This window comes from Vagococcus sp. CY52-2 (genome assembly GCF_022655055.1).
Taxonomy (GTDB): domain Bacteria; phylum Bacillota; class Bacilli; order Lactobacillales; family Vagococcaceae; genus Vagococcus.
Map to the genome: position 1 here is coordinate 995,946 of NZ_CP093384.1, position 12,867 is coordinate 1,008,812.

At 34.6% G+C, this 12,867-nt stretch carries 15 protein-coding genes and 1 pseudogene; 15 read left to right on the forward strand and 1 reads right to left on the reverse strand.

Features of this window, described 5'->3' with window-relative positions:
* Nucleotides 1–58 precede the first annotated feature (58 nt).
* Nucleotides 59–211 carry a VOC family protein gene (locus MN187_RS10640; protein ID WP_370448223.1) on the forward strand — a complete coding sequence of 51 codons (153 nt, stop codon included), beginning with the start codon at nucleotides 59–61 and terminating at the stop codon, nucleotides 209–211.
* A gap of 196 nt (nucleotides 212–407) precedes the next feature.
* Here MN187_RS10640 and MN187_RS05025 read toward each other — a convergent pair whose 3' ends face one another.
* The gene (locus tag MN187_RS05025; RefSeq protein WP_117972326.1) at nucleotides 408–962 is read right to left on the reverse strand and encodes a tyrosine-type recombinase/integrase; all 555 of its coding nucleotides are present in this window, start codon (nucleotides 960–962) and stop codon (nucleotides 408–410) included.
* Between the two features lie 262 nt (nucleotides 963–1,224).
* On the opposite strand from MN187_RS05025, the gene MN187_RS05030 reads away from it, so the two are divergent.
* From MN187_RS05030 to MN187_RS05095, 14 genes and pseudogenes are all read left to right on the forward strand, one after another.
* Nucleotides 1,225–1,749, forward strand: a complete 525-nt coding sequence (locus MN187_RS05030; protein WP_158559356.1) for a GNAT family N-acetyltransferase — start codon at nucleotides 1,225–1,227, stop codon at nucleotides 1,747–1,749.
* Between the two features lie 397 nt (nucleotides 1,750–2,146).
* Nucleotides 2,147–3,013, forward strand: coding sequence for a shikimate dehydrogenase (locus MN187_RS05035; protein ID WP_241699007.1), 867 nt, complete (start codon nucleotides 2,147–2,149; stop codon nucleotides 3,011–3,013).
* Between the two features lie 17 nt (nucleotides 3,014–3,030).
* The gene (gene aroF / locus MN187_RS05040; RefSeq protein ID WP_117972329.1) at nucleotides 3,031–4,050 is read left to right on the forward strand and encodes a 3-deoxy-7-phosphoheptulonate synthase; all 1,020 of its coding nucleotides are present in this window, start codon (nucleotides 3,031–3,033) and stop codon (nucleotides 4,048–4,050) included.
* 18 nt (nucleotides 4,051–4,068) lie between these two features.
* Nucleotides 4,069–5,136, forward strand: coding sequence for a 3-dehydroquinate synthase (gene aroB / locus MN187_RS05045; RefSeq protein WP_117972330.1), 1,068 nt, complete (start codon nucleotides 4,069–4,071; stop codon nucleotides 5,134–5,136).
* Entirely contained in the window at nucleotides 5,136–6,302 is a 1,167-nt protein-coding gene (gene aroC, locus MN187_RS05050; protein ID WP_242094574.1) for a chorismate synthase, read from the forward strand. The genes aroB and aroC overlap by 1 nt, the downstream gene beginning before the upstream one ends.
* A 17-nt stretch (nucleotides 6,303–6,319) precedes the next feature.
* On the forward strand, nucleotides 6,320–7,411 hold the full coding sequence (locus MN187_RS05055; protein ID WP_242094576.1) for a prephenate dehydrogenase: 1,092 nt from the start codon (nucleotides 6,320–6,322) through the stop codon (nucleotides 7,409–7,411).
* A 14-nt stretch (nucleotides 7,412–7,425) separates the two neighbouring features.
* On the forward strand, nucleotides 7,426–8,709 hold the full coding sequence (aroA, locus tag MN187_RS05060; RefSeq protein ID WP_242094578.1) for a 3-phosphoshikimate 1-carboxyvinyltransferase: 1,284 nt from the start codon (nucleotides 7,426–7,428) through the stop codon (nucleotides 8,707–8,709).
* Nucleotide 8,710: 1 nt separating this feature from the next.
* Nucleotides 8,711–9,214: a shikimate kinase gene (locus tag MN187_RS05065; RefSeq protein WP_242094580.1), complete on the forward strand. Its 504-nt coding sequence runs from the start codon at nucleotides 8,711–8,713 to the stop codon at nucleotides 9,212–9,214.
* Nucleotides 9,215–10,042 (forward strand): prephenate dehydratase, encoded by an 828-nt coding sequence (gene pheA / locus MN187_RS05070; RefSeq protein ID WP_241699010.1) that lies wholly within the window; start codon nucleotides 9,215–9,217, stop codon nucleotides 10,040–10,042. It abuts the gene before it with no gap.
* A gap of 5 nt (nucleotides 10,043–10,047) precedes the next feature.
* Nucleotides 10,048–10,642, forward strand: a pseudogene (locus MN187_RS05075) (ABC transporter ATP-binding protein).
* Between the two features lie 280 nt (nucleotides 10,643–10,922).
* The gene (amaP, locus tag MN187_RS05080; RefSeq protein WP_117972336.1) at nucleotides 10,923–11,483 is read left to right on the forward strand and encodes an alkaline shock response membrane anchor protein AmaP; all 561 of its coding nucleotides are present in this window, start codon (nucleotides 10,923–10,925) and stop codon (nucleotides 11,481–11,483) included.
* A gap of 13 nt (nucleotides 11,484–11,496) precedes the next feature.
* Nucleotides 11,497–11,673 carry a DUF2273 domain-containing protein gene (locus MN187_RS05085; RefSeq protein WP_071456867.1) on the forward strand — a complete coding sequence of 59 codons (177 nt, stop codon included), beginning with the start codon at nucleotides 11,497–11,499 and terminating at the stop codon, nucleotides 11,671–11,673.
* Nucleotides 11,674–11,707: 34 nt separating this feature from the next.
* Complete coding sequence (locus tag MN187_RS05090) at nucleotides 11,708–12,238, forward strand: Asp23/Gls24 family envelope stress response protein (RefSeq protein ID WP_117972337.1); 531 nt, start codon at nucleotides 11,708–11,710, stop codon at nucleotides 12,236–12,238.
* A 28-nt stretch (nucleotides 12,239–12,266) separates the two neighbouring features.
* Nucleotides 12,267–12,512, forward strand: coding sequence for a GlsB/YeaQ/YmgE family stress response membrane protein (locus MN187_RS05095; protein ID WP_071456869.1), 246 nt, complete (start codon nucleotides 12,267–12,269; stop codon nucleotides 12,510–12,512).
* Nucleotides 12,513–12,867 lie beyond the last annotated feature (355 nt).

Sequence of the window (12,867 nt, forward strand, 5' to 3'; positions counted from 1 at the left end):
AATAACGCTCTTTTTATGATGCAACGAAATCAATTAAGAAAGAGGAGGAAGATGAACCATGTATTTAGAGCATGCGGCAAGGTATGTTAATGATGTAGAAACAATGAAAGCGTTCTATGAAAGCTATGTTAATGCCACAGCAAACGAAAAATATCATAACCCAAAGACAGGATTAGCAACTTATTTTCTCTTATTTGAAACAGGTGCATGATTAGAAGTAATGACAAGATCTGATAAAGTAGACATCTTAACGTCACAAATGGATACAAGGTATTAAGCGGTACGCTAATAACAGGGGACGGCTGTCATTTTAGATCCAGAAAACAATCAAATTGACATTACAGGTTAAAAAAAGGCTGACTAAAAAGTTCTAAAATAGAAAAAATCACTTTTGGGTCAGCCTTTTTTTATATTCCTAATCTGAAATCTGCTAACGTATTGCCAATCTCATCTGTTGTTATGCCAATATATCGTTTCGTCACTTTTTCAGAACTATGATTAAATATTTCCATTAATGTTGCAATATCTCGTGTTTTTCGGTAATAATGATAACCAAATGTTTTTCTAAGAGAGTGAGTGCCAATATCTTTTCTTCCTAAATTATCGGCGATTTTTTGATACTGTTTATACACCGTGTTTACTTTCAAGTGTCCACCTTGTTGACGACTTGGAAACAACCACTCATCATCGTCTTTTCCTTTAATGTACTCTGCAATGGCATCTTGTAAATTATCAAGATACAATACTTTTCGTTTCCCAGTTTTTCTTTCAACAATGATCGGACGCTTTTCATATTTGATATCTCTTACTTTTAGTTTCACAATATCCGACATCCTTAATCCATTGTTAATCCCAAAAATAAATAGAAAGGTATCGCGTTCTGGATAGTTTGTTCTTCTAAGCCAAAATAAAAAATCATCTATCTCAGTTTGACTACGTAATGGTTGAACATTATACGACATTTTTACCACTCTTTTCTCTAAAATTTACAGTTCACTATTTTTATTATATAATAACATAATAATGAACTTAATAATATAGAATTTTAAACACTTGATAAATCAATACTTAAGTTCATGATTTTACATAATATAGTGAACTCAAATAAAAATTAATTAATTTTCGTGTTTACCACAGGACGATTCTAAGCACTTTAAATTTTTAAAGATGGACAATTATCCAAACAAACGCTTAAAATCATTATTTGGGAATTAGGAGGAAATGATGAAGTTAATACCAATCGAACAAATAGATATTCCAACCATTAAACACTTTAAAGAGTCATTCAATCAAACCCAGAACATTATACACGGTGCCAATCAATTACAACGATCAAAAAACATCAATCAATGGTTACGAGATGTCGCAATTTTAAAAACAAAAGATTACAAACAATCGGTTCAAACAACACACTATGCACTCATCAATCACTTAGGTGAAATGGTTGGCATCTCTGATGTCAAACATCATCTAACTCCTTATCTACAAAAAGAAGGTGGACACATTAGTTATAGCATTTCACCTGCTTATCAAGGAAAAGGTTATGGAACATTATTACTTAAAGAAACGCTAAAAAAGGCACATATGTTAGAATTAAAAAAAGTACTGCTAACTTGTAAAGAAACTAACATTGCATCTAAAAAAGTGATTGAAAACAACCAAGGTATCTACCAATACACTATAGTGATAAACCAATCCAAAGTAGAACACTATCTCATTCATTTGGATAACAATAATTATATTATGTAAACCAAATAGTGTGTTTTTAAAAAAGATAGCATAAATCAAATGTTATGTTAATTATTTTATTGACAACCTCTCATTTAACTACTATACTTAACTCAATCTTACATCAGTTTGGAGTGGAAATATCATGAAAACAACTCATATAATAAAAAGTCCACAACTGAATAATTACTACTTTAGCTATTTTAGATAGGTTTGTGTTCATCAATGTGTGGATACAAACAACCCAAGTTTGTATCTATGATGGCTAAGGAAATTTAGATTGATTTCAAAACCCACATAGATCTTAAAAAATCTATGGTGGTGTTTTACATATACTGTATATTAAGTATAAGGATGTTCACTGTAGAATTTTTTAAGTCTACGTGAGCATCTTTTTTATTAGGAGGAATTTAAAAACATGTCATGTATTGAAGTGAATGGGCACACTAGATTAGCAGGATTTTTCGCTAGTCCCGCAAAGCATAGTTTATCTCCAATATTGCATACCACATCATTTGAAGAACTCGGTATCAATGCTGTTTATCTAGCATTTGATATTAAACCAGACCAACTGACCACAGCAATTAACTCGATTCGTACATTAAATATGATGGGAGTTAACTTATCAATGCCACATAAAGTTAACGCTCTACCACTCATGGATGAATTGTCTAAAGAAGCGACTTTGATAGGTGCGATTAATACAATTGTTCATAAAGGTGGTAAGTTAATAGGACATAATACAGATGGATTTGGTTTTATGGAAAGTTTGCGTGTTAATCAAATTCCTATTAAAAATCAAACGATGACGATTTTAGGAGCAGGTGGCGCAGCAACAGCTATTTTAGTCCAAGCAGCACTCGATGGTTTTAGTGACATTCACATTTTTAGTCGACTGGGTAATCGGTTTGATGAAATGAAAAAAAAGATTCTGGAATTATCTAATATAGTAGACTGTAAGATAACGCTGACGGATTTATTTGATTCACAGACTTTAAAAGAAGCCATTACTAGATCACATATACTCGTTAACTCAACCAGTGTTGGCATGATTAATGATGAGTCCTTAATTGAGGATGAGTCACTATTACGAAAAGACTTGGTTGTCTATGACGTGATTTATAACCCAAGAAAAACCAAACTCTTAAAACAAGCAGAGAAAAAAGGCTGCCAAACCATTAATGGGCTTGATATGTTATTGTATCAAGGAGCAAAGGCGTTTAATCTATGGACAAACCAAGATATGCCTATTGAAAAAGTAAAACACATAATAGAAAAAGCATAAAGAAAGAAGGAAATCTCATGATCGTTATTATGAAATTAGGTGCAACAAGTGAGCAAATTAATCAAGTCGTAAAAAGAATTGAAGAAAGTGATTTAGAAGTTCAAGTCAACACTGGTGAAGAACAAGTCATTTTAGGAATTAAAGGTGATACACGAAATATTCAAGATATTGCGTTCAACAGTTATGATGGGGTAGATAAAACTGTTCGTATTACCAACACATATAAACTAACTTCTCGTGAATTTCATCCAGATAACACAGTAGTTGATGTTGATGGGTTAAAAATTGGTGATGGAAGTTTCGTTACAATGGCTGGTCCATGTTCAATCGAAGGATTAGACCAAATTCGTGAAACTGCTCGTATCGCAAAAGCTGGTGGTGCATCTATCTTACGTGGTGGCGCGTTCAAACCTCGTACTTCTCCATACGCTTTCCAAGGTTTGGAAGAAGAAGGATTAAAATACATTAGACAAGCAGCTGATGAGTTTGATATGAAAGTTATTACAGAAGTGATGGATGAAGCTCATATTGATATGGTTGCTGAATACTCTGATATTTTACAAATTGGTGCTAGAAACATGCAAAACTACAAATTACTTAGCGCTGTGGGACAGACTGGTAAACCAATTGGCTTAAAACGTGGGATTGCTGGAACGATTGATGAGTGGTTAAATGCTGCAGAGTACATTGCTGTTGCTGGAAAAAGTGATGTTATCTTTATCGAGCGTGGTATCCGTACTTACGAAACAGCGACACGAAACACGTTTGATTTAAGTGCCATCCCTATTATTAAAAAATTAAGCCACTTCCCTATTATTGCTGATCCTAGTCATGGTACTGGTGTATGGGACTTAGTGACACCAATGGCAAGAGCTAGTGTCGCTGCAGGAGCTGATGGCATGATCGTTGAAATTCACCCAGATCCAGCAAATGCTTGGTCAGACGGACAACAATCATTAAATGAAAAAACTTACTTACGAATGATGGACGAAGTCAATGTATTAGTTAAAGCAATGGAAGAAATTAAATCACTATAAACTAAAGGAGTCTTTTGCATGATTGAAGTAAATTTACCAAATCACCATTATAAAATTGAGGTTCAACGAGGTCTTTTAAAATCTTGTGGGCAATGGGTGGCAAATATTTGGCGACCACAACGAGTAGCGATTATCACAGATGAAACTGTCGCAGAACTTTATGGTGAGGATGTGGCTGATAATTTAGTTGACCACGGCTTTGATGTTACCATGCTTGTTGTCCCACCAGGCGAAGAAAGCAAATCACTAGAAAAAGCGACACTTTTATATGATGCGCTAGCTGATAACGGCTTTACACGTAGTGATGGTGTCATTGCCTTAGGTGGAGGTGTCATTGGGGATTTAGCAGGATTTGTTGCCTCAACCTATATGAGAGGAATTCATTTCTTGCAAATTCCAACGACCTTACTAGCACAAGTTGATTCAAGTATTGGTGGAAAAACGGCAGTTAACACAAAAAAAGCGAAAAACCTTGTCGGAACGTTTGCGCAACCTGATGGTGTTTTAATTGACCCAAATGTTTTAAAGACATTGGAAATGAGACGTGTCAGAGAAGGTATCGCGGAAATCATCAAATCAGCTGCCATTGCAGATAAACAGCTTTGGGATTACTTAGGAACACTAAAAAATGAAGAAGATTTACTCAATCATGCAAAAGAAGTCATTCATGCCTCTTTAGAGGTAAAACGTCATGTTGTGGAAGAAGATGAATTTGACCATGGTAGTCGACTAACGCTTAACTTTGGACATACAATTGGTCATGCGATTGAAAAAACATCTGGTTATGGCGTCATTAGTCATGGTGAGGGGGTTAGCTTAGGTATGGTCATGATTTCGACTCGTGCCGAAGCGTTTAACCAATCACCTAGAGGCATTACCAAAGAATTAATTACCATGTTGACGAAATTTCATTTACCAACACGTATCGCGTTAAATCGTGAGACAATTTTTGAAGCCATTACGCATGATAAAAAAGCACGTGGGAACACACTAAAAATAATATTATTAAAACAAATTGGCAAAGCCAAAATCGTAGATATACCAATTGAACAAATGAAAGATTACATTATCGAGGAGGAAGTTTAGTGAGATATATTACAGCTGGTGAATCTCATGGTCCTGAACTAACAGCAATTATTGAAGGACTTCCTGCAGGATTACCTTTAACTGCAGATGACATAAACAAAGAATTAATTAGACGTCAAACAGGATACGGTCGTGGTGGGCGTATGCTGATTGAAACAGACCGTGTTAGAATCACGTCAGGTTTACGTCACGGAAAAACATTAGGTTCTCCTATTACACTAGTCGTTGAAAACAAAGACTGGAAGAACTGGACAAAAGTTATGGGGATTGAAGAGGTGCCTGAAAAGCAAAAGAAAATACGTCGTGTCGCTAGACCTAGACCAGGACATGCTGATTTAGTTGGTGGCATGAAATACCACTTCAATGATTTAAGAAACGTGTTAGAACGCTCATCTGCACGTGAAACAACGATGCGAGTGGCAATCGGTGCAATTGCTAAAAAAATTCTTTCTGAATTAGACATTGACGTTGCTGGTCACGTCACCATGCTTGGTGGTATTAAAGCAACAGTGCCAGATGGATTAACTGTCTCAGAAATTCGTGAAATGTCAGAACAATCAGATGTACGTGTGGTAGATGCCACGGTTGAACAAGACATTCGTGATTTAATTGATGAAACAAAGAAAAAAGGTGACACAATTGGTGGTGTCGTTGAAGTATTAGTTGGTGGAGTTCCTGCAGGATTAGGAAGTTATGTCCAATGGGATCGAAAACTAGATGCGAAAATCGCTCAAGCTGTTGTGAGTATCAATGCCTTTAAAGGGGCTGAATTTGGTGTTGGCTTTGAAGCAGGTGTGTTACCTGGCTCTCAAGTCATGGATGAAATTCTTTGGGATGAAAAGAATGGTTACACAAGACGAAGCAATAACTTGGGTGGTTTTGAAGGCGGTATGACAAACGGCGAGCCGATTGTTGTCCGTGGGGTTATGAAACCTATTCCGACTTTATATAAACCTCTGCAAAGTGTTGATATTGATACAAAAGAGCCATACAAAGCCAGTATCGAACGCTCTGATAGTACAGCAGTTCCGGCTGCAAGTGTGGTAGCTGAAAATGTCGTAGCCACTGTTGTAGCCAATGACATTCTTGAAAAATTTGAGAGTGATTCATTTGAAGAGCTTGTTCAATCAGTAAAAGAATACAGAGAGTACACTAAAAACTTTTAGTCGCTAGGAGGATGTGTATGACTGGAAAAACAATCATGATTGTTGGTCTAGGACTAATCGGTTCTTCCTTGGCTAAATGTATAAAAATTGACCATCCCAATGCTCAAATTATTGGTTGGGATTATTCTGATAGCACAAAACGAATTGCTAAAAAAATTGACATTGTAGACGAGATTCCTCATTCATTTGAAGAGGGTGCCGAAATATCAGATGTTATTATTTTAGCCACACCTGTGTCAATTTCAATCGATTATTTAAATCAACTAGCCTTACTTTCATTAAAAGAAAACCTCTTAGTAAGTGACACAGGTAGTACCAAAAAAGACATTATGCAACAAGCCAAAGAGATGCCATTTGACTTTATCGGTGCTCACCCAATGGCGGGTTCACACAAGTCTGGTGTCACAGCCGCTGATGAGAACTTATTTGAAAATGCTTATTTTATTATAACGAACGATCGACACATAAACCGTGTGGAGGAGTTAACACAACTATACAGCGGAACTCATGCCAAATACGTGGAACTAACATCTGATGAGCACGATGAGATTACAGCAATGCTATCTCATTTGCCACATATTATCGCATCAGGTTTAGTCAATCAAGCCGATGCCTTTAATCAAGAACACCCAAGAGCCAAACAATTAGCGGCTGGAGGATTTCGTGATATTACTAGGATTGCCTCATCTGACCCGAAAATGTGGACGGATATCTTAATGAGTAATCGCACCACACTTGTACAAGAGCTTGATGATTGGCAAAAGCAAATGAGTCAAGTTAAACAGTGGTTATTAAGTAAAGACTCTGATGCCATTTATGATTTTTTTGAACGGGCAAAAGAAACCCGTGATCAGATTCCAATCCACCAAAAAGGGTCAATCCCGGCATTTTATGATTTGTTTGTAGACGTGCCAGACAAACCCGGGATTATTGCTGAAGTAACGGGGCTTTTAGGAGAAGCCAATATCTCAATCATCAACTTAAAAATATTAGAAACAAGAGAAGATATTATCGGCGTGTTGCAGGTTAGTTTTAAAAATGACCATGATTTATTGCAAGCAAAAGAGTGCATTGCAACATACACGGATTATGTCTGTCGAACACAATAGGAGGAAATGACACTATGAAATTAATCTCAGCTAGTCCATTAAATGGAACCATACACGTTCCTGCTGATAAATCTATTTCACATCGAAGCATTATGTTTGGTGCGATTTCAGAAGGTACCACAACCATCAAAAACTTCTTACGAGGAGAAGACTGTTTGAGTACACTTAACGCGTTTAAAAGTTTGGGTGTGCCAATCACAGATGATGGCGAAACCATTCGTGTAACAGGTGTAGGCTTTGATGGTCTAAAAAAACCAGCTACAGCACTTGATTTAGGTAATTCTGGTACCACAATTCGTTTAATGATGGGGATTTTGGCGAAGCAGTCATTCGACACGGTTTTATTTGGTGATAAGTACCTAAACAAACGCCCAATGAATCGCGTCATGTTACCACTTAATCAAATGAATGCTAATCTATCAGGGCATGATAATAGTGAATATCCTCCTATTCACATTTCAGCAAATAATCAACTAACACCCATCACTTATCACATGCCAGTAGCAAGTGCTCAAGTGAAATCTGCTATTTTGTTTGCAGCCTTGCAAGCTGATGGTGAGACAACCATTATCGAAAAAGAACCCACTAGAAATCATACTGAAGAGATGATTCGACAATTTGGTGGGACTATCACAACAGATGGAAAAGACATTCGTATGACAGGTCCACAACGATTAGTTGGACAAAATGTTACTGTGCCTGGCGACATTTCATCTGCGGCGTTCTTTTTAGTTGCCGGAGCTATTGTCCCGAATAGTGCAATCGTGCTCAAAAACGTGGGAATTAACCCAACCAGAATAGGGATTCTAGATGTTTTAGAAGAGATGAATGCCGATGTGGTGATTAGTGAAGAAGATCATGCTAACCAATCAGCCACCCTCACTGTTAAAACAAGTAGTTTAACTTCTACTACAATTAGTGGGGATATTATACCTCGTTTGATTGATGAAATTCCAATTATTGCTTTGCTTGCAACACAAGCAAATGGTCAAACAGTCATTAAAAATGCTGAAGAACTAAAAGTAAAAGAAACCAATCGTATTGACGCAACAGCTGAAGAATTAAGAAAACTTGGTGCAGATATTACGCCAACAGAAGATGGGTTAATCATCAATGGCCCATGTCAATTGCACGGTGGAAACGTATCAAGTCGAGGGGATCATCGTATCGGGATGATGCTTCAAATTGCTGCGTTACTAACTGATGAAGACGTTGTGATGGAAAAATCAGAAGCTGTTTCAGTATCTTATCCAGCCTTTTTTGAGGATGTCACACGACTTTCAAGAGGTGATTATTAAAATGACGCTCGTTTTAATAGGCTTCATGGGAGCAGGAAAAACCACAGTTGGTAATGTATTAGCAAATAAAACAGCAACCAAGCAAATTGATTTAGATCAGTGTATTGTCGAAAAAATTGGGATGCCTATATCTGAGTACTTTGATAAGCATGGAGAAGAATCTTTTAGAGAGCTTGAAACCGCTATGTTAAAAGACTTTCTAAACACACCTGGTATTTTATCGCCAGGTGGTGGGGTAATTTTAAAAGAAGAAAATCAAGCGTTATTAAAAGAACAGGCTACAGTCGTTTATTTACAAACAGATTTAGATGAATTATTACGTCGAATCGAGCAAGATACGACAAATTATCGTCCGTTGTTGCATAATAAAACAATAGAAGAGGTGAAAGATATCTTTTTACCTCGAATTCCCATTTACGAAGAAATTGCTGATCATATTGTTGATACCACGAATAAAACACCGGAAGAAATCGCTGATGTTATTTTAGAATTAGTAGGTGATTAAATGGAAGTTGGTTATTTAGGACCAAAAAACTCGTTTACATACAAAGCAGCATCATATTATTTTGATGATTCATCATTACAACCTTATGCAAGCATTACAAATTGCTTAAATGCCTTGAAGAAGAATCAAGTTGATTATGCTGTTGTGCCGATTGAAAACTCATTGGAAGGGTCTGTTCACACAAGTATGGATGGGCTCTTTCAACAAAAAGATATCACTGTTTGTCGTGAAATCATTTTACCAATACAACAAAACTTATTAGTGAATGATTTGACGATCATTCCTAAAAAAATCTTGTCACATCCACAAGCTCTCGCACAATCACAACAATTTTTAGAAACATATTACCCAGATGTATTGATAGAACAGGTGCCATCAACCACATTTGCTGCAGAATACGTGGCTGAACACCCGTCTGAATCAGTTGCAGCAATAGCCTCAAAAGAAGCAGCAAGTGAATATGGTTTAGAAATCTTGTCAGCAGGTATTCAGGACAATCGCTTTAATCAAACACGTTTTTGGTTATTGGGTAAAGAGCCATTTAATCAAGATGAGTACCAACCGCAAAAAATGACGCTATTTATGACATTACCTAAAAATGCGCCAGGAATCTTACACAAAGTCCTTTCAGCGTTTGCTTGGCGTGAAATTGATTTAAGTAAAATAGAATCTAGACCACTAAAAACTGAGTTAGGTGAGTATTACTTTATTATAGATGTACCAATTCATGACAATATCAAGCTAGTTGAATATGCGCTTGAAGAAATCACATTATTAGGTGCTAAATATCAGCAGTTAGGTTATTATCCCATCGTCATAAAGGAGTGAAGTGAGTGTTAATTAATTGCGAGAACGTGTCGTTTATAAGAGATAAGCAACCAATATTACAGCATATAAACTGGCAAATGAATGACCATGAAAATTGGGCAATTTTAGGGTTAAACGGTTCAGGTAAAACAACACTACTCAAACTAATTACAGGATATGATTGGCCTTCAAGTGGAAAGTTAACCGTTCTGGGTGAAACATTTGGAAAGACTTCCATCCCTGATTTAAAGAAAAAAATAGGGTGGGTCAGCTCAGATTGTTTTGATTGCAAGAGCGTTGATGGCTAAACCTGAGCTACTGATATTTGACGAACCTTGTAATGGACTTGATTTGTTTGCAAGACAATCCATGTTAGAATAAATTGATAGCATTGCACAAGACAAACAACCGAAAGGATTAATCTTTGTTACTCATTATATAGAAGAAATTCCAGTAAGTTTTGATTATATATTATTAATTAAAGATGGAAAAATATTTGCAAAAGGATTAAAATCAGACGTCTTAACGCCTGATTTTTTAACACGATTTTATGACAATTCTGTTGAAGTTATTAAATTACCAGATAATCGACTAACCATTATACCAAAAAGTTCTAAGTAATTACTTTAGAGCTTTTTATTTTGTTGTCATTAGGAAGAGTGGTGTATTATCTTGTCGATAAAAAATTATTTTGATTTGGTTTACATAAGATATATTAAACTAAACTAAGATATATATTTAAAATAAAACAAATATATATCATATATCAAAAAATTATACGTTCACAGATACATTTAATATTCTTTTTATGTATTTTTTAGTTGAGATAACGCTTTATTTTTGACTTTAGATTGTATATAAAATACAATATTACTATAAATAGTTAGAAAGGAGTTCTGATATGAACATTTACAAAAAAGTGTTTATTTTGATAAGTATATTATTATTAATTCCACTTTTATTTACTAATGTTATACAAAATCAATACTTAGCAAATCTTTCTTTTAAGCTTATTCAAATGGAAAATTATCCTTTTGTGGGTTCTTATATTCCATTTTATCTATTTTGGGGAAGCATTCTGGTGATCATATTCTTAATCATTTTATTCTGTTTTATTCTCTTATATCCTAGGAATAAAACAGAAGTCTATTTTTCTAAATCTAAAGGCAGTCTTTCTATTAAGAAAAATGCTGTTGAACAATTTGTATCTACTATTTTGACTCAAGAGCCTTGGTTAAAAAATCCTAAAGTGTCTGTCACAATGAAAAAGAAGAAGATTAAAATTTTTATATCATGTAACTGTTCTAATATTAACTCTAATCTAGTTGATAAAACAAGCGAATTATCTCATCGTATAAGACAGGAATTTTCAATCTTTCTAGGGATCGATGATCCTAAACAAGTATCAGTTGAAATAAAACAAGTTTCAAATAAAAAAGCTAGTAATCCACGTGTTATTTAAGGAGGATAAGAAAATGGAAGATTTTATAAAAAAATATAGGTTTCCTATTTTGGGAGCTCTCATTGGCCTAGGCTTAGCTATATCATTTTTTAGTTTAGGATTTTTTAAAACAATTATCCTTATTATTTTAACGTTACTAGGTGCTTGTATCGGTTATTACCTTCAAAGAAATAATTTTTTGAAGAAATAAAAAAATAACAATAAATAAATTGGAGGAATCAATCATGGAAAACAAAGGAACACAAGTAGAAGTAAAAAAATCAGAGTTAAAAGGTGAATTAACATTTGAAGACAAAGTTATTCAAAAAATTGTTGGTATTTCATTGGAAACTATTCCTGGTTTATTAACAATTAATGGTGGATTTTTTTCAAATTTAGCAGATAAGATTGTTAATAATAATGATGTAACTTCAGGAATTGATGTTGAAGTAGGAAAAAAAGAAGTTGCTGTTGATTTAGATATCGTTGCAGAATATGGTGTAGATATTTCAAAAATATACGAAGACATCAAACGAGTGATTGAAAAAGAAGTAAAGCATATGACGAGTCTAGAAGTTATAGAAGTAAATGTTAATGTCGTAGATATTAAAACAAAAGAACAATACGAAGAAGATAGCGTTACTGTTCAGGATAAGGTGAGTGACGCTACAAGTGAAGTTTCAGACTTTGTTTCTGATCAAACTAACAAAGTCAAAAAAGTGTCTTCTAAAGGAGCAACAAAAGTAAAAGAAGCAACTGAGCCCAGAGTAGAATAATAATATTTTTAGATGAGGAGTGATATATATGGGATTCATTTGGTCATTAATAGTAGGTGGAGTTATCGGAGCTATAGCAGGTGCTATAACAAGTAAAGGAAAATCTATGGGATGGATTGCTAATATTATTGCTGGTTTAATTGGTTCTTCAGTTGGCCAATCTTTATTTGGTTCATTTGGACCATCTTTAGCCGGAATGGCTATTATTCCATCAATCATTGGAGCAGTTATTGTTGTGGCTGTCGTGTCATTATTTACTGGTAAAAATAGCTAACAAAATAAATACAAAGATGAAGCAAAAGATAAATTAAATAAATAATAAAACTAATTAAAATATCCTACAATTTTTATACTACATAAATAAAAAATGTTCTCTTAAGTAAAATTTAGCTTAAGAGAACATTTTTTTGGATACACATAAGCACATATCTTAATTATTCTTATATTTTTCTCTCTCATTAGCATAAAATTTATCAAATGTTAAGTAATGATTTAATTTCCGACCAAATTGTTACGTCTGTCAAAACATAAAAAAACACCTACCTAGAATAAAAAATACCTTCAGATTCTCTTAATCTAGCGGCCTATTAGAGAGCTCTATTAATAATATAAAATTAATTAACCGAATA

What these genes read in the sequence shown, in the direction of transcription:
- MN187_RS05035 (WP_241699007.1), top strand. Translation starts at nt 2,147, where the DNA reads ATGTCATGTATTGAAGTGAATGGGCACACTAGATTAGCAGGATTTTTC.
- aroF (WP_117972329.1), top strand. Translation starts at nt 3,031, where the DNA reads ATGATCGTTATTATGAAATTAGGTGCAACAAGTGAGCAAATTAATCAA.
- MN187_RS05085 (WP_071456867.1), top strand. Translation starts at nt 11,497, where the DNA reads ATGGAAGATTTTATAAAAAAATATAGGTTTCCTATTTTGGGAGCTCTC.
- aroA (WP_242094578.1), top strand. Translation starts at nt 7,426, where the DNA reads ATGAAATTAATCTCAGCTAGTCCATTAAATGGAACCATACACGTTCCT.
- MN187_RS05095 (WP_071456869.1), top strand. Translation starts at nt 12,267, where the DNA reads ATGGGATTCATTTGGTCATTAATAGTAGGTGGAGTTATCGGAGCTATA.
- MN187_RS05025 (WP_117972326.1), bottom strand. Translation starts at nt 962, where the DNA reads ATGTCGTATAATGTTCAACCATTACGTAGTCAAACTGAGATAGATGAT.
- aroB (WP_117972330.1), top strand. Translation starts at nt 4,069, where the DNA reads ATGATTGAAGTAAATTTACCAAATCACCATTATAAAATTGAGGTTCAA.
- MN187_RS05065 (WP_242094580.1), top strand. Translation starts at nt 8,711, where the DNA reads ATGACGCTCGTTTTAATAGGCTTCATGGGAGCAGGAAAAACCACAGTT.
- MN187_RS05055 (WP_242094576.1), top strand. Translation starts at nt 6,320, where the DNA reads ATGACTGGAAAAACAATCATGATTGTTGGTCTAGGACTAATCGGTTCT.
- pheA (WP_241699010.1), top strand. Translation starts at nt 9,215, where the DNA reads ATGGAAGTTGGTTATTTAGGACCAAAAAACTCGTTTACATACAAAGCA.
- amaP (WP_117972336.1), top strand. Translation starts at nt 10,923, where the DNA reads ATGAACATTTACAAAAAAGTGTTTATTTTGATAAGTATATTATTATTA.
- MN187_RS10640 (WP_370448223.1), top strand. Translation starts at nt 59, where the DNA reads ATGTATTTAGAGCATGCGGCAAGGTATGTTAATGATGTAGAAACAATG.
- MN187_RS05090 (WP_117972337.1), top strand. Translation starts at nt 11,708, where the DNA reads ATGGAAAACAAAGGAACACAAGTAGAAGTAAAAAAATCAGAGTTAAAA.
- MN187_RS05030 (WP_158559356.1), top strand. Translation starts at nt 1,225, where the DNA reads ATGAAGTTAATACCAATCGAACAAATAGATATTCCAACCATTAAACAC.